We start from the raw sequence: 23,610 nt of genomic DNA, 5'->3' as shown, positions 1-23,610 counted from the left end.
TTTTCGGTCGCTCTGACGACCGAAAACACTCACGAGGGCTGAGCTGGGGTCAGGGCTGGGTTTTGCCGGAGATGATGTCCGCTTCGGTGTCCAGGGGTTCCAGGAGGTTGCTGCTCTGGGTGAGGAGCTGGCCGGTTTCGCGCAGGCGCTCGGACACCCGCTGCCGGAGGGTGGTCAGTTGGTTGACCTTCTGGTCGGCTTCGGCGGTGCGGCGTTGTGCGTCCGCGGTCGCTTCCCGCACCAGGCGCGCGGCTTCCTTCTCGCTCGCGTCCTTGCGCGCCGCGACTTCCTGGTCCAGCGCCGCCCGTTTGGCCGCCATGGCCGACTCGAACTCCTGCTCGACCTGGAGGTGTTGTGCGTCCGCTTCTTCACCGAAGCGCCGCCGGCGGTTCTCCGCGTCGGTGGTCGCTTCGGCGAGCTGTCGGCGTAGCTGGTCCATCGCCGCCGCGTGGTCGGCCTGCATCTGGGTTTGCTGGGCTTCGAGGTCTGCGACGAGGAACTCGTAGCGGCTGCGCAACGCCGACGCGGCCTGTTGCGCGCTGGCGAACGCCTGCTCCGCTGCTGCCTGGGCCGCCGCTGTGATGGCCGCGGCTTCGTTCTTGGTCACTTCGAGCATCACGCGCATCTGCTCGTGGACTTCCTTGCGGCCGGTCAGCGGCACCGTCTTGTCGGCGGCCTGCGCGCGCAGCTCGTTCACCTGGCGGATCAGCGCGGCCAGCTCGGCTCTGGCCGCGTCCCGGTCCTGGGTCAGCAGGCGCAGGTTCGACTCGAGGTTCGCGACGTGCTGCTGGACCTGGCCACGGTCGAAACCGTGGCGGACCACGTCGAAACCGAGCGGGTTTGAGGGGTCGGCCATGGCAGGACGATACCCACCGTGTCCAGGGCTACCAGTGGAACCCACGCGTCATCCGCATGAGGGCGGCGGCCGCGGCGGACAGTTGCCGTTCACCCTTTCCGACCTGTACACGGCCCTTCCCACCAGCGGCGGCGGAGTCCGGGAACACGCGATACCCCTGGTAGGCGATGGCGTCGACCAGGCCGGGAGCCAAGGTGTACGCGACCTGGATGGCCAGGCCGGTGGGGGTGCCGATGTGCTTGGGACGGTCACGCAGCGCATCCATCACCATGTCCGCCGCCTGATCGGGTGATTTCGTGGGGAAGGCGTCGTAGATCTTGGTCGGCCGGATCATCGGCGTGCGCACGAGTGGCATGTGGACGGTGGTGAACGTGACCCCGGCGCCGTGCGTCTCGGTCGCGGCGATCTTGCTGAAGTAGTCCAGCGCCGCCTTCGACGCCACATACGCGGAGAACCGCGGCGCGATGCCCTGCACGCCGATCGACGACACGTTCACGATGTGCCCGAACCGCCGTTCGGTCATATGCGGCAACAAGGCCAGAATCAGGCGCACCGCGCCGAAGTAGTTGATCGCCATCGCGCGCTCGTAGTCGTGGAACCGGTCGTACGACAACCGGATCGACCGCCGGATCGACCGGCCCGCGTTGTTGACCAGCATGTCGATCCCGGGCTGCTCGGCCAGCATCGCCGCGACGGTCTTGGCCACCGACTCGCCATCGGTGAGGTCGCACGGGTACACGTACGCGTGCCCGCCCGCGGCCCGGATCTCCGCGCGCACCTCCTCCAGCTCCGACTCCCGCCGCGCGACCAGCAACGGCACCCCGCCGTCCGCGGCGACCTTCAACGCGGTCGCTCGCCCGATCCCCGAAGAGGCGCCGGTGATCACCACACGGCGGCCGTCGAGCGACCCGTGCCGCGCGGAACGCCTGGCGCGGAACGGATCCAGGTGCTCACGCCAGTACCGCCACAACACGTCCGCGTAGGAGTTCAGTGACGGAACCTCCAGTCCCTCGATCGGAGTCGAGGTGAAATTCGACTCGAAAGTGAGGGCCGACAGCACGATCGGGGGAATTCCCAGCCGATCCAGCAGCGCATCGCGAGCCAAAGTGAACCCGGGTAGGTACTCCGAGAGCTTTGCCAACGACACCAACGGTTTGCTGACCCGTTCGGCCAGCTCCCAGGTCACCGTCGGCGCTCCCGCGGCGCGCGCGAACGCGTTGTACACCGACTTGGCGGACTGCATCGCCGGGTTGACCAGGTGGAACGTCCGGCCGTCCAGCCCGGGCCTGTTCACCAGGCGTGCCAACGCATCCGCCACGTAGTCGACCGGCACGATGTTGGTGTTCCCGATGTCCGGCGCGACCACTGGCACGCTCGGCAACGCTGCCAGCCGCGCCAGCGCGGGGAAGAAGTAGTACGGCCCGTCGACCTTGTCCATCTCGCCGGTCACCGAGTGGCCGACCACGATCGCCGGCCGGTAGATCCGGAACGGCACCGCCTCCTGCTCGCGCACCAGCCGCTCGGACTCGAACTTCGTCCGGTGATAGGCCGTGACCAGGCGTTGCCCGGCGTCGAACATCTCCTCGGTGAACGTGCCCTGGTAGTCGCCGGCGACCGCGACGGAGGACACGTGGTGCAGGCACCCGGCCTCGATGTCCTCGGCCAGGTCGATCACGTTCCGTGTGCCGTCGACGTTCGCCGCGACGCTCGTTTCATCGTCGGCTGTCACGTCATAGAGGGCCGCGAGGTGCACGATGTGGTCGACCCGGCCACGCAGCGTGGTCAGTTCCCGCTCGGAGATCCCCAATCTCGGTTCGGAGATGTCTCCCACGATCGTGGTAACCCGCTGGGGCGCCGGCATCGTCCGCACCAGCCTGGCCAGCTTGTCCTGGGACCCGGCCCGCACGACCAGCCAGACCCGCTCGAGCCCGGCGTCGTCCAGCAGCCGCCGCAGGAGGTGTCGGCCGATCAGCCCCGTCGCACCCGTCACCAGATAGGTCGCCATGACCGGAGATTCTGCCCCCGATGTGACGCCGTGGCGCCACATCGGGAACGTGCTGAATCAGCGGATTGTCAGCAGTCCCGCAGCTCGGGGGACTGGTTGAGCAGCTGGCCGCGCGGCGAGATGAACGCGCGGTAGGCATCGGTGTCCACAGCGGACGGCAGGAAGGCCGCGACCCGGTGGCAGTTCTGGAACGACAGTTTCACACCGAAGTGCCGCTCCAGGCCGCCGCGGATGGCGTCGGACGCCAGCGCCCGCAGCAGTTGCCCGCGCTCGGCCTCACTGGGCGGCGGCGTGGTGTTGTCGGCGAAGGGGGCGGCGCCCTGCTTGGCCCGCCCGGCCACCTCGCTGATCAGGTCCCACGCGTACGGCAGGGACACGCGGACGCAGTTGACGAACTCGGCGTCGGTGACCTCGCCCCGCTCCGCCTTCTCCAGCAGCGCGGTTGGCACGTCCAAGGACATGGATAACCTCCGTGTTCGCGGTTGGTTGCTTACCCAGCGTTGACGCCGGAGGCCGCCATGGGGACCGCCCCAAGGGTGAACTCCGGGTCGATCTGGCCGGCCAGGTCGCGGCCGGTGCGCTCGTTGGCCCAAGCCTTGGCGTTGCGCAGGTGGAACTCCACAGCCTGTTCCTGGTAGCGGGCCCAGTCCTTGGCGGTCTCGTCGACCAGCGCGTGCATGGTGCGCAGCGCGTCCCGGTTCTCCGGCTCGAACGCGTCGATCGGCCGGACGTCCCCGCGCTCGGCGGCCCGCACGTGCTGCGACCGGGTGACCCAGGTCAGCAGGTCGTCGCCGACCTCCTGGCGCAGGAAGGCGAGGTCCTCGTCGTCGGACACCTTGTTGCCGACGACCGCGACCTTCACCCCGAAGTCCCGCGCGTAGCCCAGGTACTGCCGGTACACGCCGATCGACCGCACCGTCGGCTCGCAGACCAGGAAGGTCACGTCGAACCGGGTGAACAGGCCGGAGGCGAACGAGTCGGCGCCCGCGGTCATGTCCACCACGACGTACTCGCCGCGGTCGTCGACCATGTGGTTGAGCATCAGCTCGACCGCGCCGACCTTGGAGTGGTAGCAGGCGACGCCCAGGTCGTCCTCCCCGAACGGCCCGGTCACCGCCAGCCGCACCCCGTCAACCTCGCGGACGCAGGCGGTGTAGATGGGGTTGTCCTCGACCACGCGCAGCAGGCGGGAGCCACGGCCGGCCGGGGTGGTCTTGACCATCTCGGCGGCGGAGCCGATCCGCGGGTTGTCCCCGCGCAGGTAGTCCTTGATCAGCGGCAGGTGCTCACCGAGCGTGGGCAGGGCAACGGTTTCCGGCTCGGACGCGCCCAGGGCGCCGGCCAGGTGCTGGTTGATGTCGGCGTCCACGGCCAGCGTCGGCCGGTTCAGCGCGGCCAGGTGGCGGAGGAACAGCGAGGCCAGCGTGGTCTTGCCGCTGCCTCCCTTTCCGACGAAGGCGATCTTCACCCCGACATTGATATCGGTTTTCATTATCCGTGCGCAACCCGGGTCACCGAAACGTGTCATCGTCGCAGGTCAGAGGCTTGCGCGGGGTTCAGTGTGCCGCACGCGCGGGCGTGCGGCACTCCGGGGTCAGGACGCCAGGCGCGGGGCGGTCCGGTGCAGGTGGCGCATCGCCCGGGCGGTGATCCGGTTCTGGCTCAGATCCAGGAACGTCAGCTGGCGCAGGAACGGCATGTCGCAGAGGGCGAGGAGGCCCTTGTTGGTGATGCCGTTCCCCTGAAGGTGTAGTTCCACGAGGTTCCGGAATGCGCGCAGTGACCGAACGCCTTGGTCGCCGATGTGGTTGAAGCCGAGATCCAGTGTGACGAGGTGGCTGAGCGGCGTCAGCGCGGCCACACCTTCGGGGCCGATCCTGTTCGTCGTCGGATGACCTATGCCCAGATGAAGTGCTTTGAGGTCACGGAAAGTGCCACCACCGATGGCTTCCGCACCTCTTCGGGTGAGATTGCAGTTGTAGAGCGCCAAGTGCTCCAGCTGAGCGACTTGGGGCGAGCGGCACAGGGTGGCGGCGGTGTCGTCGTCGAACGTGGTCGCCATGAACCCGGCGAAGTTCAGCGCTCTAACGGTGTTAGGGAGCTGCTCGTCGACGGCTCGCACGGTCTGCGCGGCGTGCGGATCGTCCACAAAGGTCACACTTCGCACGTTCGGCAGCATCCGGAGGATCGGTGCGACGGTCTGCCCGGTGGAGTTGAACTCGACGCGCAGCACCCGGTCCAGCAACGGGCTGCCGGTCAGCGCGGCCACGTCGTCCGGGCCGTTGATGATCAGCGTGAGCGCATCGCCGTCCTGCACCACACCAGAATCCTGAAACGGGAACCTCGTCCGCCAGGCACCGCGAACCCAGTTGGACCGGGAAGATCACCCGATCGGTTGAGTGCTCCGGTCCCAGCCCCTCTCACGGTGTGCCCGGCGACCGCCTGATCGGCGACTAAGTTTGCGCGTTCGGCTGTTTGCGCAGACCTTCGAGCGTGACCGGGGTCTGCAGCTCCATCCACTTGATGACATCCGAGTAGGTGGCGCAGACGGTCTCCGGCCTCGTGCAGACCTCGCCCATGAACTGCTCGGTCGCGAGGTCGAAGGCGCCCCCGGCCCAGTCGTTGAAGTGGTTGGCCACCACCAGCGGGGCGCGGTTGCCGTTGAACGCGGCGTTGTAGGCGGCCCGGTAGACCTCGGTGGTGGCGCGGGCGTACTCGTCCCGTTTGGACTTGTCGTCCTTGGCCTTGTTCAGCGCGTACCAGAGGTTGTAGTCCATCATGATCACTTTTTTGTTCGCCACGGCGGGCATCCGGACCTCGGGCATCCAGAACTCCCAGATGCCGTTGTCCTTGGTGGGCCAGGCGATCCCGTCGGAGACCTTGCTGGAGTCGTAGGTCATGTTCCGGCTGGCCAGCGCGGCGAACAGGGCGTCGAACCTGCCTTCCAGGCACGGCGTGCGGCCACCTCTGATGTCCGCCGGGTCCACCTTGAGGCCCTGGTTGCCCGCCTGGGTGACGAACTTGGTGAACTGGTCGATCTCCAGCTGCCACTGCTGGGTGTTCCACCTGCCGACGCTCGGCTCCGCGCCCTTGCAGAAGTGGCCGTTGTAGTGGGTGCCGATCTCGATGCCGTGGTCCTTGGCGGTGTTCAGGTCGGCGATGCGGGTCCGCACCTCGTCCGGGGATCCGCCAAAAGAGATCGAAGCTTTACCTGCCGGGTGACCGGGGCCGGTGTACTGGGTCTTCTGGTCGTCGGCCAGCAGGTAGACGCCGGAAAGGAACGCGCTGAACCGGGCGTTCGACCGCTGGCTGATCTCCAGCATCTTCTGCCAGTGCTCGTGCGCTCCGGCGCCGTCGAACGAGAACAGCACGAACTGTGGCGGCTTCTCGCCGGGGCGCAGGGTGTGCAGCCACTCCTGCGTCGCGGCCGCCGGCGCGGGGGTGGGTTTGTCCTGGCCAGGGCGCACGGTGCCGAGCGTTATCAAGATCACGAACGTCAGCACGAGCGCGGCCCACAGGCTGATGGGCCGCCAGTTCCTCGCTCGCTGTGCTGACATCGCCCTCAAGGTAGACGCTCGAACGAGTGACATGCACAGGCGTGGGGTTACTAGGCTGACCGGCGATCGACAGACGGTCCAATGAGAGTAAAGTCGGCTTTACCCGACGGGAACTAACCGGCTCGCCCGGCCGTTGAACCCGATGAAGGCCACAACAGGCCCATGGAGGATCAGGTGCGTTCTTCGAGCAACCCCGCGTTCCGCAACTTGTCCGGGCGCGGAGGCGTTGGATACGCGGGTTTCGGCAACCCGCAGGCAGGCATGCCACCGCAGTACGGTGGCGGCTATACCTACGAGGCGCCGCCGGCTGAGGCCGACCGGCCGATCACCGTCGACGACGTGGTGATGAAGACCGCCATCACCCTGGGCGTCGCCCTGCTCACCGGCGTGATCACCGCTGTCATGGTGCTCAGCGGGGCGATCAGCCCCTACCCGCCGCTGATCATCGGCTTCCTGGTCGGCCTGGTCGTCTCGCTGATCGTGATCTTCAAGCAGACCCCCAGCCCCGCGCTGGTGCTGACCTACTCCGCCGCGGAAGGCGTCGCCCTCGGTGCCCTCACGGCCGTGGTCAACTCGCTGTACCCGGGCCTCGGCCTGCAGGCGCTGCTCGGCACCGCCCTGGTGTTCGGCGTGATGCTGGTCGTGTACCGCACCGGTGCGGTGAAGGTCACCCCCAAGCTCACCAAGTGGGTCATCGCGGCTGCTGGCGCCGCGGTCCTGCTGATGCTGGCCAACCTCATCTTCTCGCTGTTCGGCGTGTCCCTCGGCATCCGCGGCAACGGCCCCCTCGCGATCGTGTTCAGCCTGATCGTCATCGGCATCGCGGCGTTCATGCTGCTGCTCGACTTCGACCAGGCCGACCAGATGATCCGCCAGGGCCTGCCCAGCAAGTGGGCCTGGTACGCGGCCTTCGGCCTGATGACCACCCTCGTGTGGCTCTACGTCGAAATCCTGCGCCTCCTCTGGGCCCTCCAAAGCAGCGATTGACATCCACCCCACCGAGAAGCCCCCGCCCCGGCGGGGGCTTTTCCATTGCCACCACACCGATCCGCGCCCACCGCTGCGGGCCGACCACCGCAGTCAAGAACCACAAGCAGAAGGCGCCGCCCCACCAGCCCAAGAGCCGTGGAGCGGCGCCAAACCACGTCGGCCAAACGGCCTCAGCTGAGGCGTTCGAGCACCATGGCCATGCCCTGACCGCCGCCGACGCACATCGTCTCCAGCCCGAACTGCTTGTCGTGGTGCTGCAGGCTGTTGATCAGGGTCGAGGTGATGCGGGCGCCGGTCATGCCGAAGGGGTGGCCCACGGCGATGGCGCCGCCGTTGACGTTCAGCCGATCGATGTCGATGCCGAGGTCCTTGTACGAAGGGATGACCTGGGCGGCGAACGCCTCGTTGATCTCGACGAGGTCGATGTCGTTGATGGACATGCCCGCGAGTGCGAGGGCGCGCTTGGACGCTTCCACCGGGCCGAGGCCCATGATCTCGGGCGAGAGGCCCGACACGCCGGTCGCGACGATCCGCGCCAGTGGGGTGATCCCGAGTTCGGCCGCCTTGGTGTCACTCATGATCACGAGGGCTGCTGCGCCGTCGTTCAGGGGGCAGCAGTTGCCCGCGGTCACGCGGCCGTCGGGGCGGAACACCGGCTTGAGACCGGCGGTCTTCTCGTACGTCACGCCGGGGCGGGGGCCGTCGTCGGCCGAGACGACCGTGCCGTTGGGCAGCGTGATGGGGGTGATGTCCTTGGCCCAGAAGCCGTCGGCGATGGCCTTCTCAGCCAGGTTCTGCGACCGCACGCCGAAGTGGTCCATCTCCTCGCGGCTGACGTCCTTCAGCAGCGCCAGGTTCTCGGCGGTCTGGCCCATCGCGATGTACGCGTCGGGGATCAGGTCGTCCTCGCGGGGGTCGTGCCACTCGTCGGCGCCGTGCTCGGCCGTGGCGACGGTGCGGGCCTCGGCGTCGGCGAACAGGGGGTTGTGGGTGTCCGGCCAGGAGTCGGAGCTGCCCTTGGCGAACCGCGACACGGTCTCGACGCCGGCGCTGATGAACACGTTGCCCTCACCGGCCTTGATGGCGTGGAAGGCCATCCGGGTCGACTGCAGGCTGGACGCGCAGTACCGGGTCACCGTGCACCCCGGCAGGTGGTCGTAGCCCAGCTCCACCGCGAGGATCCGGCCCATGTTGAAGCCCTGCTCGCCACCGGGCAGGCCGCACCCCAGGATCAGGTCGTCGATCTGCTTCGGGTCCAGCTGCGGCACCTTGGCCAGGGCGGCCCGCACCATCTGCACGGCGAGGTCGTCCGGCCGGATGTCCACCAGGGACCCCTTGCCGGCACGTCCGATGGGGGACCGGGCGGCGGAGACGATGACGGCCTCGGGCATGGCGGAGCTCCTTTGCGCTACCAACAGTTACTCGTCAGTACGCAGCCTTACATCAGGAGCACTGGGTGGCAACGCGGTGAAGACCACTTTTCACAGCCGCGCACAAAGGTGCCAGCAGGATGTCCGCGGCGTGCCGGTATCCCGCGCCATTCGGATGGAACCGGTCCGGGCTGAACAGCTCGTAGTGCCGGATGTGGAACTCCGGCGAGACCAGGTCGGCGATCGGTACCGGAACGCCTCCGGCGCGTTCCACGGCCGCCCGCTGGGCACGGGCGAGCATCTGCCCCCACTTGCGCACGATGTACCGCAACGGCTGAGGGATCGGCCGGATCGTCCCCAGATCGGGGCAGGTGCCGACCACGACCTGTGCACCCGCGTTGCGCAGCCGGGCGACCTCGATCCGCAGCAACGCGGCCGACGTGCGGACCCGCATCTTCCCGGTGACGTCGTTGCCGCCGATGATCAGAAGCACCAGATCGGGTGGATTCAAGATCGCTTTGTCGACTTGGGCGATCAACGTTCGCGTGTTCGCGCCCACGATCGCGTACGTCGTCAGCTCAACCGGGCGACCCGACTCCTCCGCCAGGCCACGGGCCAGCAACACGCCCGGCAGCATGTCGGTGCTCTCCGCGCCCAGCCCAGCCGCAACTGAGTCACCCAATACAGCGAACCTCAACGGGGCCGGGCCTGGCGCTCCGTACACACCGTCGGCCAGGTGCGGGTCGCGGGTCGGCCGCCCGATCAGCGTCCGCGCGCGTTTGCCCTGCCGGTCGAGGAACCCGTACATCGCCCCGGACAGCCCGCCGACCGTGAAGACGGTCATGGCCGCCACCCGGATACTCCCCAGGACTCCCATGATCGCCTCCCCTCCGGTGCCATGAATTAAACACGGAAAAACCCAGGCGACCCACCAGTAATGCCCCTTAGATCGGGTCCCTTAGGGGCAGACCTTCGGTCCGCGGTGACGGCACTGTAACCGCAGGTAGGGGGTGCCGGGCGACGGCCACTTCGAACTCCTCGGCGCGGATCCGGTCGACATGGTGCAGCAGGGTGACCTTGCTGAAGAACGGCAGCGTCCCCGGATGTCCCGCCAGGGCGTACACGAACCGCGGTTCCCTGGCCGGTGCGGCAGGCCAATTGCGCCGGTGAATGCCGGCGAGTTCGGCCCGGGTCTCCGCACGTTCCCGGTATCGCTTCGCGGTCTGACTGCCCCGGGCGAATGTCTTTTTGGTGAAGACCAAATCCATCTCTTCGGTGAGTAAATCGGCGTGATGCGGCAAAGACACCACGAAGGTGCGTTGTGCGAGCTCCGCGGTCACATCGGGTAAACCACCAAGTTCACCCTCCAGGTGGGCAAGATGGGCCCGATCGACGAGGAACCACCGTCCGTCCGCGAGCACGTAGAATTCCCCGCGGTGCCAAAGTTCCGCGGACACGCACTCGCGCAAAGGCTTGGTGTGCACGACATTCCCGTGCTGGTCGAGCGCATCCACTCGCAGCCGGGGAACTCTGGCGCTGGCCGACTGGGCCAGATACTCCCGCACCCAGTTCAGCGTTGGCCGGTCCGTTGGCAGCGGCGGCACTCCGTCGCCGTGGATCCGGAACGCCCGGATCCCGTCGGCGGCCTCGACCGCCCAGTCCAGCCCGACGTGCAGACCGGTCCGCACCCGGTGCTCCAGCGTCAAATCCAGCTGTGCCACCACGTTCATGTCCGGCCGCACCGGATGCAGGATGTCCAGCAACGGAACGTCCGACCGGTAGCGCGTGGCGAGATAGCGCGAGCGCAACTCCGCCAGCAGCTCGGGAACGGGCAGCCGCGGATCCTCGACGTGCACGATGTGCGACCCGGTCATCCCGCGAACCAGCCCATCGTGTGCGAGTGCCCGGAACCATTCGTGGTCAAGGCCGATCGACGGCAGATAGAGCGAATTGGCGGCGACCCGGATGCCGAAGTCCGGGACCAGCGACTCCCGCCGCGGTGCGGGGCCGGTCTGGGCCACCAAGGTGTCCAGCAACAGGTGCACGCTCAGTTTCATGCGAAACACCCCCTGTAGTCAAAAGGTACGTCCACTACCTGGTGCAGTGAAGATCCAGAAGGGTGAAACGGCTGGTACGTAAGGGTGTGCACGGTTCGTGGGTAGGCTCGGGACGGTGAACGACGTTCTGCGCCAGTGGCATCCCGGGCTCGGGCCGAAGCTGGCCGACTTCTACCGGGACCTGCACCGGCACCCCGAAGTGTCGCTCGCGGAACACCGCACCGCCGCCAAGGTCGCCGGCGCCCTCGAACCCCTGGGCTATCAGGTGACGACCGGTGTCGGCGGCACGGGCGTGGTCGGCGTCCTGCGCAACGGTGATGGTCCGGTGGTCATGCTCCGCGCGGACATGGACGCCCTGCCGATGCAGGAAAAGACCGGATTGCCTTACGCCAGCACGGATCCGGCCGTGATGCACGCGTGCGGGCACGACATGCACACGACGTGCCTGCTGGGCGCGGCGACGCTGCTCGACCGGGCGAAGGACTCCTGGTCGGGCACGGTGCTGATCGTGTTCCAGCCCGCCGAGGAGCTGTCCACCGGCGCCCGCGCGATGGTCGCGGACGGTCTGTTCGACCGGTTCGGCAAGCCGGACATCGTGCTCGGTCAGCACGTCGGGCCGCTCCCGGCCGGGATGGTCGGGTACGGCAGCGGACCCATCATGGCCACTTCGGATGACCTGCACGTGACGTTGTTCGGCCGGGGCGGGCACGGGTCGAGGCCGGAGACCACGGTCGACCCGATCCTGATGGCCGCGCACATCGTCACGCGATTGCAGGGAATCGTGGCCCGGGAAGTTCACCCAAGTGATACCGCCGTGGTCACTGTGGGCAAGCTGCACGCGGGCACCAAGGACAACATCATCCCGGACACGGCCGAGCTGGGGATCAACATCCGCAGCTACGCCGAACACGTCCGGGTACAGATAAAAGCCGCGATCGAGCGAATCGTGCGCGCGGAGGCCGCGGCGAGCGGCACCGAGAAGGAACCCCTGATCGAGTGGCACACGAGTGCGCCGCTGCTGGTCTCCGACCCGGACCGGACCGCGGCCACGGTGGCCGCGTTCACCGAGCACTTCGGTGTGGAGAACATGTTCCCGATGCCGGTCGTCACGGGAAGTGAGGACGTCGGCATCTACGGCGAGGCCGCGGGGGTGCCAACCGTGTTCTGGTTCTGGGGTGGCATCGACCGCGACCGGGTGCTGAACGCGCTCGCCACGAACACGGTGAACTCGTTGCCCAGCAACCACTCCCCGGAGTTCGCGCCGCTGATCGAGCCGACCCTGCGGACCGGTGTCGAGACGCTGACCGTCGCGGCCCTCACTTGGCTCGGCGCAGGCGGTTAGGCTGAACGGGTTCCCAGGAGTGCCGCGAAGGAGTCAGTGGTGGAGTACGTCGAGCATGTCGTCGACCTGATCGGCAACACGCCGCTGGTCCGGTTGAACACCGTCGCCGAGGGCCTGCAGCCGCTGGTGCTGGCCAAGGTGGAGTACGTCAACCCGGGCGGCAGCGTGAAGGACCGCATCGCCAGCCGGATGATCGAGGCCGCCGAGGCCTCCGGCGAGCTCAAGCCGGGTGGCACCATCGTCGAGCCGACCTCCGGCAACACCGGTGTCGGCCTGGCGATGGTCGCCCAGCGCAAGGGCTACAAGTGCGTGTTCGTCTGCCCGGACAAGGTCAGCGAGGACAAGCGCAACGTGCTCAAGGCGTACGGCGCCGAGGTCGTGGTGTGCCCGACCGCGGTCGCGCCGGAGCACCCGGACTCGTACTACAACGTGTCCGACCGGTTGGTCCGCGAGATCGACGGCGCCTGGAAGCCCAACCAGTACGCCAACCCGGAGAACCCGCGCAGCCACTACGAGACCACCGGCCCGGAGCTGTGGCGGCAGACCGAAGGCCGGATCACGCACTTCGTCGCGGGTGTCGGCACCGGCGGCACGGTCTCCGGCACCGGCAAGTACCTCAAGGAGGTGTCCGGCGGGCGTGTGAAGATCGTCGGCGCGGACCCCGAGGGCTCGGTGTACTCCGGCGGCACCGGCCGTCCGTACCTGGTCGAGGGCGTCGGCGAGGACTTCTGGCCGGACACCTACGACCGCGGCATCTGCGACGAGATCATCGCGATCTCCGACGCCGAGTCGTTCACCGTGACCCGTCGGCTCGCCCGCGAGGAGGCGCTGCTGGTCGGCGGGTCCTGCGGGATGGCCGCCGCGGCCGCGTTGAAGCTCGCCGAGCGGTGCGGTCCGGACGACGTGATCGTGGTGCTGCTGCCCGATGGCGGCCGCGGTTACCTGTCGAAGGTGTTCAACGACAACTGGATGTCCTCGTACGGGTTCCTGCCGCCCGAGCACTCCGGCGCCACCGTCGGGGATGTGTTGCGCCGCAAGGACGGCCGCATCCCCGAGCTGGTGCACGCGCACCCCTCCGAGACCGTCGCGGACGCCGTGTCCTACCTCCGCGAGTTCTCGGTCAGCCAGATGCCCGTCGTGAGCGCGGAACCGCCCGTGATGGCCGCCGAGGTCGTGGGCGCCGTCAACGAACGGGACCTGCTCGACGCCCTGTTCACCGGCAAGGCCGCCCTCGCCGACCGCCTCGACCGCCACATGTCCCCACCGCTGCCGACAATCGGCGCGGGGGAGCAGATCACCATGGCGATGAAGGCCCTCGCCGGCGCCGACGGCGCGCTGGTGTTGATCGACGGCAAACCCGCCGGCGTCGTGACCCGCCAGGACCTGCTGGGCTACCTGGCCGCCCACTAACGGGTGAACCCCTTCAGCTAGCGTGGGCCGCCACGTGACCTGAGGGGGTCCCAATGAGCGCACCACAACAACCCCAGTGGGGCCATCATCAGCCGGTCCAGGACCGGACCCAGACCCTGAACAGCCCCCAGCAGCCACCCGACCCGGACGCAACCCAGCATGTGAGCGCCCGGTTGGGTGGCGGGCCAGGCTTTGGTGCGCAGCCAGGTCTTCCGGACGCGACGCAGGCGGTGGCTCCGGGCGGTGCGGCTGCTGCGGCTCTGATCGGGCAGGCGGATGCGACGCAGTTGGTCGGCCTGGGCGGGGCTCCGGAGGCACTGCGGCCCGCTGGGCTGCCCGAGGCGACACAGGTTGTGAGCCCGGCTGGCGGGCTCGGTGCGGGGCCGTCTGAGGCGATGCGAGGCGGCGGTGCCGGGCTGGCGCGAGCTGGTGGGTTTGGGGCTGGGGCGCCGGAACCGACGCGAGCTGTGGGGACGCCGTGGGCAGGAGTGCCACCGCAGGTTGTGGGGGCCGGAGGTGCGCCTGAGCCGACGCAGGTCATGCGGCCCGGGGCGGCGCTTCCGGATGCGACGCAGGTAGTGGCACCGGGTGGTGCCGCGGCTGCGGCTTTTGTTGCGCAGGCGGATGCGGCGCGGTTATCCGGGGGCGGTGGTGCCGCCGAGGCGACTCATGCGTTGATGCCCGGAACCGACGCGACGCAGCTCGTAGGGGCAGGCAGTGCATCGGCGGCGACTCAGATTGCGCGGCCTGGCGGTATCCCCGAGGCAACTGAGGTTGTCCGCCCTGCGGGTGCTGTGGAGGCGACTCAGGTCGTCGGCGCGGATGGTGTTCCGGTAGGGGCGCAGGCGATCCGGCTCGGGAATCTCCCGGAAGCGACGCAGGTGGTTCAACCTGGGGCGACTGGGATGGTGCGGCCTGGCGGTGTTCCTGAAGCGACGCAGGCGATCCGGCCCGGGGGCGTTCCAGAGGCGACTCAGGTGGTTCGGCCCGGCGGTGCTCCGGAGGCGACGCAGGTGGTTCAGCCTGGTGGCGTTCCGGACGCCACTCAGGCCATGCGGTCCGGCGGCGTTTCCGGAGCGACCCAAGTGGTCCGGCCCGCAACCGCCCGACCCCAGCCGTTCCCAACCGCGACTCCCCAGTTCCAGCAACTCCAGGCCGTTCAGCCCGCGCCACCGGCATTTCCGGCCGGACCCGCTCAGCCGCAACCCTTCCAGCCGTTCTACCCCGGAGCCGCGCAACCCCAGCCTCCGCAACCTTTTCCGCCCCAGCCTTTCCAACAGTCCCAGCCATTTCCGCCGCAGTTCGCCTACGGCCAGCCGCCCGTGGGGCAGTTCGCGAGTTGGGGTTCTCGGGCGCTGGCGGGGCTTGTCGACTATGGGGTCATCGCGGCTTTGACGGCGATCGCCACGTTCAGTGACCTTATGTTGCTCTTGGTTGTTGAGCTGGTCGCATTGGCCAATGTCTTCTACAACGTCGCCTATCTGGGTGGGCAGGGGCAGACTTTGGGGAAGAAGGTTTCGGGCATCAAGCTGGTCCGGGCGGACACCGGGCAGCCGGTGGGGTTCGGGCTCGCGCTGGGCCGCGCGTTCTTGCACATCGTCGACGCTTTGCCCGTCTGCGCTGGGTTTTTCGCCCCGTTGTGGGATGAGCAGCGGCGAACGTTCTCCGACAGGATCGTGAACACAGTGGTCGTGGTGGCGGGTCCGCCCGCATCGGCGTACCCCGCGCAGTACGGTCAACCGCCACGGCAATGGTGAGTTCGTAACTCCCGAACCGGGGTTGTTCCGGGCGAATCGCCGGTGCATCGACTAGCGTTACACCCGATCGTCAGGTAGAGGCCAAGGGAGTTGTTACCCAATGAGTGCTCCGCAGCCGCCGAACCAGCCATGGCAGGGCGGCCAGCCCCCGCAGGAGCCGGCCGGTCAGCAGCAGGAACCCGAGCGCACCCAGGTTCTGCAGCCCGGCCAGCAGCAGCCGGGCCAGCCGCAGGACCCCGGCCCGGAGAAGACCCAGGTCGTACAGCCCGGCGGGGGACAGCAGCAGCCGCAGCAGGGTGACGCGACCCAGATGGTCCCGCCCGGGTCGATGCCGCCGCCGGCCCCGCAGTACGAGCCGCCGCCCAGCGCGGTCGACCCGCAGTCGTCGCCGCCCGGTGGGTTCCCCGGGGCCCAGCAGTACACCCAGCAGATCGGCCAGCCGGGTCAGCCGCAGCAGCAGTCGCCGTTCGGCCAGCAGCCGCCGCCCGGCTATGGGCAGCCGCCGCCACCCGGGTATCCCCCGCAGGGCGGCTTCGCGCAGCAGCAGGGTTTCGGCCCGGCCCCGCAGTACGGCGGCCAGACCGTCAACCCGCAGATGATCACCTGGGGCCTGGCCGGTGTCGTCGGCATCCTCGGCCTGATCTCGGCGATCATCGCGCTCAGCGACATCAGCCTGATCAGCCGGTACAGCGACACCATCGCGGGCCTGCCCGCCGGGATCGAGACCGGTGCGCCGAGCCCGGCGATGCTGTGGATCGGTGAGATCCTGGCGATCCTCGGTGGCGTCGCCGCGGTCGCCGGTGCGGTGCTGATCTTCCTCAAGCACCAGCTGTCCGTGCTGGTCACGGCCGCCGGTGGCGCCGCGCTGTTCGTCGGCGCGATCGTGTTCATGATCGCCGCGTCCGGCTTCAGCGCCCCGTTCTACCTGATCTCCGGCATCATCGTCGGCGGTGTCGGCGCGATGGGTTACATCCCGGCGACCAAGAAGTTCCTGGACCCCAAGGCCTCCGCGTTCGGCCCGACGTCCTTCGGTGGCCCGCCGCCGTACGGCCAGCCGCCGCAGGGCTACGGCCAGCAGCCGCCGCCCGGGTACGGGCAGCAGCCCCCGCCTGGCTACGGCCAGCAGCCGCCCCCCGGCTACGGCCCGCCGCCCGGGTACGGCCAGCAGCCGCCACCTCCTGGGTACGGGCAGCAGCAACAGCAGCAGCCTCCCCAGCAATGGTGAGTGACTGAACGAGCACGGGGCGTTCCGGCCGGCTGGCCGGGACGCCCCTTTTGTTGCCCCATCGGGTCAAAACCGCTGGCCACGGTCTGGTCAACAAGTCAAAACCTCCCCTGATCGCCGCCCTGCTGGGTTACTGTGGCCGCGCCAACTCCAGCAACCAACCCAGCCCAAAGGGCGGTTTGGGGGACAGTCGTGAGCTATCCACAACAGGGTGGTTACCAGCAACAGCCCTACTCCGGTGGTGGCTACCCCTCGGCACCGTCCGGCAGTAGAACCAACCCGGCGACAGCGGTGATCACCGCGCTGCTCGCCCTCGCGGTGACCGCGTTCGAGATCGTGTTCCTGGTCCGGTTCTACGAGCTGATCATGAAGCCCATCGGCCTGGGCAACCTGACCGTCAAGCTCTGGATCATGGTCGCGGTGCCCGCGGTCGGCGCGCTGCTGCTGTTGCTCGGCTCGATGTTCACCTTCGGCCGCAAGATCGCCGGCACCGTGCTGATCGTGTTCGGCGCGCTGTTCGCGATCGTCGGGTTCTTCCTGTTCCCGCTGCTGGGCGCGGGCGGAGCCGGCGCCATCGGCAGTTTCGTGTCCGAGGTCTTCAAGTTCGGCGACACGCTGTCGACGTTCCAGGCGCTGACCCTGATCGGCGCGCCGCTGGCGCTCATCTTCGCGATCCTGCCGTCCACGCGCCGGCACCTGCGGCGTGACACCGGGGACAGTGGCGCTGTTTATGACCCGTACCCGAACTCGGACGGGTTCCAGCAACAGCAGGCCTACAACCCGAACCCGGACTCCGACCCGTTCCAGCAGCCCGGCTACCAGCAGGGCTACCAACAGGGCGGATACCCCCAGCAGGGCTACCAGCAAGGCGGGTATCCCCAACAGGGTGGTTACCCACAGCAAGGTGGCTATCCACCCCAGCAGCAAGGCTGGTGAGACCCCTCACCCGGGCCGGGCGAACCATCCCAGGATGTGGTCGCCCGGCCCGTTCCACGTAGAGTTGGCATATGTCAGAAGAGGACACCCGGCTCGGTTTCGAGACCAGGGCAATCCATGTGGGACAACAGCCTGACCCGCGTACCGGCTCGGTGATCCCGCCCATCTACGCGACCTCGACGTTCGCCCAGGACGGCGTCGGTGGCCTGCGGGAAGGCGGCTACGAGTACTCGCGTACGCGCAACCCCACGAGGACCGCCCTGGAGGAGTGTCTGGCCTCACTGGAGGGCGGCAGGCACGCGCTGGCGTTCCCGTCCGGCATGGCCGCGAGTGACGTCGCCATGCGCACGCTGCTGCGCCCCGGCGACCACATCGTGATCCCCGACGACGCCTACGGCGGCACCTTCCGGCTCGTCGACAAGGTGCTGAGCCTGTGGGGCGTCGAGCACACCCCCGTGCACCAGTCCGACCTCGCCGCCGTGCGCGCCGCGATCCGCCCGAACACCCGGGTGATCTGGTGCGAGACGCCGACGAACCCGTTGCTGGCCATCTCGGATCTCGCGGGACTGGCCGCGATCGCCGCCGAAGCGGGCGCGAAGCTGGTGGTGGACAACACTTTCGCCACCCCGTACCTGCAGTCCCCGCTGGGCCTGGGCGCGGACGTGGTGCTGCACTCGACGACCAAGTACCTCGGCGGGCACTCCGACGTCGTCGGCGGCGCGCTGATCACGTCGGACGATGAGCTGCACGAGCGGTTCGGGTTCCTGCGCAACGCCGCGGGCTCTGTGCCCGGTCCGTTCGACGCGTGGCTGACCCTTCGCGGCGTGAAGACCCTCGCGGTGCGGATGGAGCGGCACTCCGACAACGCCGAGCGCATCGTCGAAGCCCTCCTCGGCCACCCGCGCGTCGAGCGCGTGTACTACCCCGGCCTGCGTGAACACCCGGGCCACGAGGTCGCCGCGAAGCAGATGCGCCGGTTCGGCGGCATGGTGTCGTTCACCGTCACGGGCGGCGAACAGGCAGCGCTGGACGTCGTGGCCAAGACCAAGCTGTTCATCCTGGCCGAGTCCCTCGGCGGCGTGGAGTCCCTGATCGAGCACCCCCACAAGATGACGCACGCCAGCGTCGCGGGCTCCGAGCTGGAGGTCCCTGACAGCCTGATCCGGCTTTCGGTGGGCATCGAAGACGGCACTGACCTGGTGCAGGACCTCCTGCAGGCCCTCGGCTGACGATCTTGGGCGCCGATTTCCGTCGGTGCCCATTGGTAACGTGAAATTCAGGGGTCCCCCGGCGGGACCCCTGCAGCCGCATGGGCGGGGGCCGTGGGTGCGGTGGGCCGGACGGCGCAGAGTGACCGTTGCGCGCCGTGGTGGGCTGGCCGGATTGGGGCGGTTCTCTGGGGAGATCAGGGCTGCGGTGTGCGTGTGAGGACTGCTTGAGGTGGCGTCCGGGCTGGTAGCCGGGGGCTGGGGAGATCAAAGCCGATCAGGCTGCGGTGTGCCTGTGAGGGCTGCCTGAGCGGCATGCTGGGCTGGTGGCCGGGGGCCGGGAGACCAAGCCGATCAGGCTGCGGTGTGCGTGTGAGGGCTGCCTGAGGCGGCATGCCGAGCTGGCAGCTGGGGCCGCGGTGTTCGCTCCGGAGGACTACCTGGCGCGCGTCCGCGGTGGGCTGGCGGGGGTTGCGGCGGTGCTGGTACCAGGGAATTGGTGGGGAATCGTCGGCCGCGGCGAGTGCGGGGGTCCCGAGGCTGCAACGAGTGCGGTGGATGGCGGCGATGCAGAGGGCCCAGGGGCGAGCCGAGGTGGTGGGTCCCGGGGTGAGGGCGGTCGAGCACCGCAGGGCCCGGCAGGAAGCCAAGACTCGGTGTTGTCTCAGGAACGGGCGTGATCAGCCGGGGCCGCGGCGGGGCGTGTGCGAGCGCCGGTAGCGCAGGTGTGTGCGTTACTGCTGGAAGAAGGCGGGTTGCTGGCCTGGGGCGGCGGGGGCCTGCTGGGTCGCCGGGGCTGGGGGCAGGTTCTTGGGGTCGATGCAGCCGCCGACGAGCTCGACATACCCGTCACGCTGCACGTACTGCCCTGGGCTCGCGCACCCCGCGCTGGAGGCGCTGAACACGGCCACTCCCGCCAGCGCCGCCGCCGCGGCCAGTGTGCCGACCAGCGGCACCACTCCAGCTGCCCGGGTCACGGCCATCGTTTACACAGCCCCTCTACGGCGACTACTCGTTGTTGCCGAGGATACCCGGCCATCCGGGCCAATGTGTCGGCCCGGCCACAATGACAGGATTCCTTAAGGGTTCCCAGCCGGGAATGCGCTCTGGGAATGTCAGCGGACCGGCCGGTAACTTTCGGGGAGGCCGTCGGCCGCGACGATCGCGCGGTAGGCGCCGACGGCGTCGGTGGGCTTCCTGGCCAGCGCCGGATCGGTCTCGACGTCCACTGTGTACAGACCGAACCGGGGCCGGTAGCTGCCCCACTCGTAGTTGTCGGTCAGGCTCCAGTAGTTGTACCCGATCAGCCGCACGCCTTCACTCCGCGCACGCAGCATCCAGTAGACGTGGTCGCGGAGGTGGTCCGATCGGGTATAGCCGTCGGCCCGGGGTGCGCCGTCGTCGGACGGCATCCCGTTCTCGACGATGTACAGCGGCAGCTTCGGGAACCGGCGGGCGTAGTGCCGCAGCGCGCGGTAGATCCCTTGGGGCTCCGGGTCGATCCGCCACAGCTCGCCGGAAGCCCCGTGCAGCGCGGTGAGATTGCCTGGCCGGACGTCGTAGTAGTAGTCGATGCCGACGAAATCGAGACTGTCGCTGACCCAGTCGAGGAAACCCAGATCTGCCAACCGGTTCACCACCGGGATGTACGCGACGTTGCTGGACACCAAGGCGTCCGGGTCCGCGGCGTGGATCAGCCGGTAGGCGTGTTTGTGCGCCCGCACGAGCCGGAACGGCATCTGCGGGCGGAACGACCCGAGCCGCATTTCCTGTGCCATGTAGACGGTTGGCTCGTTGAACGTGATCCACAGGGTCCCGTCGCCCGCGTACCGGCGGATCACCTGCGCGGCGTTGTCCAGCCACCGCTGGAGCATTTCCGGCGAACCCCAGTTGCCCGCCCACGCCGGATACACCCAATGGTCCAGTGTGATCATCGGACGCATCCCGGCCGCGCGAACCCGCGCGATCACCTCGTCGTAGAACGAGAAGTCCCATGATCCCGGCTTCGGCTGCACCCGCGCCCACTCGACGCAGAACCGGAACACCCGCACACCGAGGTCCGCGGCGAGCGCGATGTCCTCGGCACAGCGATGAAAGAAGTCCACCGAGTCGCCGTAGTTCCTGGCGTATCGTTTCCAGTTACTGTCCGGAGCCGATCCCTCGGACTGGAACCCGGATCCCGCCACTCCCCACAAGAACATGGGGTTGAGGTTAACGGGAAGTGACCACGTTTCACTCGACTGGTTGGTGCTTGACACGTGTGGGCACTACTCGCCGGTTTCTATGCTCCAAACCGGGTTCTCCGAAGTCTTATGAGTCGTGACAACAGAGTCCGAGAGCCTGGCATTGCTGGCCGTCACACACCGCTCGCTGGTGTTCCGAACCTGCCGGCAGATCCTGGGCAACGACGAAGACGCCGAGGACGCCACCCAGGAGGTCTTCGAGCGGGCGACGCGCTACCTGCACGGCCGGACCGTGGAGAAGCCCTCGGCCTACCTGACCACCGCCGCGCGCAACACCTCGTACGAGATGCTCAAGCGCAAGCTCAAGCGGCTGGAGACCGGGCCGTTGCCCGAGGAACTCGTTCCCGCGCAGGCCTCACCGGACGAGGCCGAGGAACGCCTGGCCCTGATCGCGGTGAACCAGCTCGCCGAGCAGATGCGCCCGTTCCTGACGAGCAAGCAGTACAAACGGCTGCGGATCCGGATCGCCGAGGGTGCCGGCCGGATGTCGGACAACGACGCGGCCGAGGCGTTGAAGATCAAGAAGGCGAGCCTGCGCGCCACCGACGGCAAGATGTCCGAGACGTTCACCGAGGCGGCCGTCGCGGCCCGGCTGATCGCGAACCCCACCTGCGAGTACCTCGCGGGCCTGGCGCAGCAGGAGCCGTCCCCGTCGATGTTGCGCGGCATCGAGGAGCACATCCGCGGCTGCGCGCCGTGCGCTGAGCGGCACGAGAAGGAGAAGCACCGCACACGTGAGCTGCTCTGTGCGGTTCCCGGCCTGCTCACCGTGCCGATGGGCGGCGCGGGAAAGATCCTGGCGGTCAAGAAAGGCCTGATCGCCGCCGGTGTGGGTGCGGCCGCGTGCCTGACCTTCGCGGTGGTGAAGCCGGCGCCGTACGCGACCGATCTTCCTGCCGCGCCAACGCCTTCCACCGTGACCCCGACCGTCGTCGCGGCCGCCCCGCCGTCGATGTCCGCTGCGCCCCAAGGCGAAACGACCTCGGCCACTCCCAAACCGACGACCCTGCCCAGCCCACGTTCGCCGATCAACACCCCGGCGGCGTCCGTGGCCGCATCGCAAGCACCCGCCGCGCAGCCGAACCCGGGCCTCACGATCACCGCGGGCCCGGACGCGATCGAGCGCACCGAGATCTCCCCAACCGGGTGCCCCGGGCCGAAAACCTCCACGATCCGGGTGAATGTCACATCACCGGATGGCGTGTACATCGTCCGGCTGGGCACCTACACGGGTGGAAAAACGGCCAACAGCGAGATGCGCAACGCCGGCGGCTCGACGTGGACCGGCACAGTCGGCCCGTACCAAGGAAAGAAGGACGCGAGCGGACCGATCCGGGTCGCCGTCGTCGCGATGGACAAAGCCGGCCGGATCGCCGAGCGCTACCTCGGAACGGTGAACCTCGACCCTTGTGGTCGCTGAAATGTGGGATGGCTGCGGTGGCGCGGTCCGCAGCCATCCCACGCCTCCGCAAACAAGGATCACCAGGATGTGTTCGGATCACACAATGGGGATTTCAGGCTGCCGCAGGCGGGGTCGTACTTCCGCCTCGCCGCGGTCACCGTGTCCGAATAGGACCGCGTGCCGGTCGGCCTTGGTCTGGAGTGGACCGGCAGGTGTCCCCTTCCTTTGCCATCACGCATAGGTCACTCGGGATGGTGGCGGACCGGACCCACCCGGATGTCGGGTTGCCGCCGCGGACGGGCCGGGTGCACGCGGACCGGAATCGAGATGGGGTCCGGTGGCCCGGCCACCGGATGCCGGCTGTCGTAGGTGGCTCGGCGGTGCGGATCCCGCAGCAGCGCGTACGCGGCTATGACATCGTCCAAGCGTGCAGGGTCAGCGGGTTCGTGCTGGGTGTCGGGATGCAGGGCGCGGATCAGCGCCCGGTAGGCCGCAGCGATCTCGGCGGATGTGGCCACCCGCGCGACGCCGAGTACGTCGTACGGATCGCGCGGCGGGAAGGGCGATGGCGGCATGACTCAGCCCTCGTCGCGACAGGGAACGTAGTGGGCGTCACCGGATGATTCAGGCCCTCGAACATCCGGTGCGGGCGTGACGTGGATCTTGCGAGTGGCACGCTTGCCGTCGTCGGTTGCGTGACGCAGCACCCGGCAGGTGTTGGCGACTTGCCCGGCCGAGTGATCGGATCGCACGCGCTCGCAGGTGGTCGTGTCCAGCGTGGACAGCGACGATCCTGGGCAGCAACCGCTCATCGCCACACCTCGCCGCCGGTCAGGGCCACGCTTGATCGTCGAGGGGGTCGTCGGGCAACGGCACGACGCGGTGCTGGTCGGCGAAGTCGGCAGGATCGGCCTCGATCGGCTCTGTCCCCATGACGAGGTCGTCGTCGACGAACTCGTCGTCCGGAAGATCGAGATCGGGCTGGGCGGGGCGCAATTGGTCGGCCACGTCGTTCCACGGCTTGTCCAGGCTCATCAGAATCCTCCTCCCACCAGCACAGGTTCCGGCCGGACCCCGGAGAACGACTGTCCCCCGGGGTCGGTGTGGACCGTCTTGATCAGGCGTTGATCTGCTTGGTGCCGCCGCTGGCGCTGATCGCGATCTTGCGGGGCTTGGCGCGCTCGGCGACCGGGATCCGCAACGTCAGCACACCCGCCTCGTAGCCGGCCTGGATGTGCTCGGCGTCCAGGGC

Annotated in this window: 22 protein-coding genes; 8 read left to right on the top strand and 14 right to left on the bottom strand. The window is 68.4% G+C overall.

Features of this window, described 5'->3' with window-relative positions; all coding sequences use genetic code 11:
- Positions 1–49: 49 nt before the first annotated feature.
- From AB0J95_RS00110 to AB0J95_RS00085, 6 genes are all read right to left on the bottom strand, one after another.
- Positions 50–856: a hypothetical protein gene (locus AB0J95_RS00110; RefSeq protein ID WP_364750082.1), complete on the bottom strand. Its 807-nt coding sequence runs from the start codon at positions 854–856 to the stop codon at positions 50–52.
- Positions 857–884: 28 nt separating this feature from the next.
- Positions 885–2,861, bottom strand: a complete 1,977-nt coding sequence (locus AB0J95_RS00105; protein ID WP_364750080.1) for an SDR family oxidoreductase — start codon at positions 2,859–2,861, stop codon at positions 885–887.
- A gap of 68 nt (positions 2,862–2,929) precedes the next feature.
- On the bottom strand, positions 2,930–3,322 hold the full coding sequence (locus AB0J95_RS00100; protein ID WP_364750078.1) for an SCO5389 family protein: 393 nt from the start codon (positions 3,320–3,322) through the stop codon (positions 2,930–2,932).
- 29 nt (positions 3,323–3,351) lie between these two features.
- Entirely contained in the window at positions 3,352–4,329 is a 978-nt protein-coding gene (locus tag AB0J95_RS00095; RefSeq protein WP_364750075.1) for an ATP-binding protein, read from the bottom strand.
- 126 nt (positions 4,330–4,455) lie between these two features.
- A complete protein-coding gene (locus AB0J95_RS00090) occupies positions 4,456–5,181 on the bottom strand; it encodes a hypothetical protein (protein WP_364750072.1) in 726 nt (241 codons plus the stop codon).
- Between the two features lie 133 nt (positions 5,182–5,314).
- The gene (locus tag AB0J95_RS00085) at positions 5,315–6,418 is read right to left on the bottom strand and encodes a polysaccharide deacetylase (RefSeq protein ID WP_364750069.1); all 1,104 of its coding nucleotides are present in this window, start codon (positions 6,416–6,418) and stop codon (positions 5,315–5,317) included.
- A gap of 174 nt (positions 6,419–6,592) precedes the next feature.
- Here AB0J95_RS00085 and AB0J95_RS00080 point away from each other — a divergent pair, with 174 nt between their 5' ends.
- Complete coding sequence (locus AB0J95_RS00080; RefSeq protein WP_364750067.1) at positions 6,593–7,405, top strand: Bax inhibitor-1/YccA family protein; 813 nt, start codon at positions 6,593–6,595, stop codon at positions 7,403–7,405.
- A 173-nt stretch (positions 7,406–7,578) separates the two neighbouring features.
- Here the strand turns inward: AB0J95_RS00080 and AB0J95_RS00075 are convergent, their stop codons facing one another.
- From AB0J95_RS00075 to AB0J95_RS00065, 3 genes are all read right to left on the bottom strand, one after another.
- Positions 7,579–8,799 carry an acetyl-CoA C-acetyltransferase gene (locus AB0J95_RS00075; RefSeq protein WP_364750065.1) on the bottom strand — a complete coding sequence of 407 codons (1,221 nt, stop codon included), beginning with the start codon at positions 8,797–8,799 and terminating at the stop codon, positions 7,579–7,581.
- 52 nt (positions 8,800–8,851) lie between these two features.
- The gene (locus AB0J95_RS00070) at positions 8,852–9,655 is read right to left on the bottom strand and encodes an SGNH/GDSL hydrolase family protein (protein ID WP_364750062.1); all 804 of its coding nucleotides are present in this window, start codon (positions 9,653–9,655) and stop codon (positions 8,852–8,854) included.
- Between the two features lie 67 nt (positions 9,656–9,722).
- Positions 9,723–10,835 carry a DUF6119 family protein gene (locus AB0J95_RS00065; protein ID WP_364750059.1) on the bottom strand — a complete coding sequence of 371 codons (1,113 nt, stop codon included), beginning with the start codon at positions 10,833–10,835 and terminating at the stop codon, positions 9,723–9,725.
- A gap of 115 nt (positions 10,836–10,950) precedes the next feature.
- Between AB0J95_RS00065 and AB0J95_RS00060 the strand changes: the two genes are divergently transcribed.
- The 6 genes from AB0J95_RS00060 to AB0J95_RS00035 all read left to right on the top strand — a co-directional run bounded on the left by AB0J95_RS00060 (position 10,951) and on the right by AB0J95_RS00035 (position 18,734).
- Positions 10,951–12,177 (top strand): amidohydrolase, encoded by a 1,227-nt coding sequence (locus AB0J95_RS00060; protein ID WP_364750056.1) that lies wholly within the window; start codon positions 10,951–10,953, stop codon positions 12,175–12,177.
- A 39-nt stretch (positions 12,178–12,216) separates the two neighbouring features.
- Positions 12,217–13,587 (top strand): cystathionine beta-synthase, encoded by a 1,371-nt coding sequence (locus AB0J95_RS00055; RefSeq protein ID WP_364750053.1) that lies wholly within the window; start codon positions 12,217–12,219, stop codon positions 13,585–13,587.
- A 53-nt stretch (positions 13,588–13,640) separates the two neighbouring features.
- Entirely contained in the window at positions 13,641–15,344 is a 1,704-nt protein-coding gene (locus tag AB0J95_RS00050; RefSeq protein ID WP_364750050.1) for an RDD family protein, read from the top strand.
- Positions 15,345–15,444: 100 nt separating this feature from the next.
- On the top strand, positions 15,445–16,569 hold the full coding sequence (locus tag AB0J95_RS00045; RefSeq protein WP_364750048.1) for a hypothetical protein: 1,125 nt from the start codon (positions 15,445–15,447) through the stop codon (positions 16,567–16,569).
- 192 nt (positions 16,570–16,761) lie between these two features.
- Entirely contained in the window at positions 16,762–17,505 is a 744-nt protein-coding gene (locus tag AB0J95_RS00040; protein ID WP_364750045.1) for a hypothetical protein, read from the top strand.
- A gap of 71 nt (positions 17,506–17,576) precedes the next feature.
- A complete protein-coding gene (locus AB0J95_RS00035; protein ID WP_364750042.1) occupies positions 17,577–18,734 on the top strand; it encodes a cystathionine gamma-synthase in 1,158 nt (385 codons plus the stop codon).
- Between the two features lie 713 nt (positions 18,735–19,447).
- Here the strand turns inward: AB0J95_RS00035 and AB0J95_RS00030 are convergent.
- Positions 19,448–19,690, bottom strand: a complete 243-nt coding sequence (locus AB0J95_RS00030; protein ID WP_364750039.1) for a hypothetical protein — start codon at positions 19,688–19,690, stop codon at positions 19,448–19,450.
- A gap of 138 nt (positions 19,691–19,828) precedes the next feature.
- Complete coding sequence (locus AB0J95_RS00025; protein ID WP_364750037.1) at positions 19,829–20,914, bottom strand: family 1 glycosylhydrolase; 1,086 nt, start codon at positions 20,912–20,914, stop codon at positions 19,829–19,831.
- Between the two features lie 118 nt (positions 20,915–21,032).
- Between AB0J95_RS00025 and AB0J95_RS00020 the strand changes: the two genes are divergently transcribed.
- On the top strand, positions 21,033–22,376 hold the full coding sequence (locus tag AB0J95_RS00020; RefSeq protein ID WP_364750035.1) for a sigma-70 family RNA polymerase sigma factor: 1,344 nt from the start codon (positions 21,033–21,035) through the stop codon (positions 22,374–22,376).
- A gap of 224 nt (positions 22,377–22,600) precedes the next feature.
- On the opposite strand, the gene AB0J95_RS00015 is transcribed toward AB0J95_RS00020, so the two are convergent.
- From AB0J95_RS00015 to AB0J95_RS00005, 3 genes are all read right to left on the bottom strand, one after another.
- Positions 22,601–22,933 carry a DnaJ domain-containing protein gene (locus AB0J95_RS00015; RefSeq protein WP_364750033.1) on the bottom strand — a complete coding sequence of 111 codons (333 nt, stop codon included), beginning with the start codon at positions 22,931–22,933 and terminating at the stop codon, positions 22,601–22,603.
- Positions 22,934–23,189: 256 nt separating this feature from the next.
- Positions 23,190–23,393 carry a hypothetical protein gene (locus AB0J95_RS00010; RefSeq protein WP_364750031.1) on the bottom strand — a complete coding sequence of 68 codons (204 nt, stop codon included), beginning with the start codon at positions 23,391–23,393 and terminating at the stop codon, positions 23,190–23,192.
- An 82-nt stretch (positions 23,394–23,475) separates the two neighbouring features.
- Positions 23,476–23,610, bottom strand: a 135-nt coding sequence (locus AB0J95_RS00005; RefSeq protein ID WP_364753361.1) for an Hsp20 family protein, incomplete at its 5' end; no start/stop codon positions are given.

It is taken from the genome of Actinocrispum sp. NPDC049592 (genome assembly GCF_040675465.1).
GTDB lineage: Bacteria > Actinomycetota > Actinomycetes > Mycobacteriales > Pseudonocardiaceae > Kibdelosporangium.
Note: the sequence above shows the minus strand (reverse complement) of the source record. Positions and strands in the feature narration are given on the sequence as shown.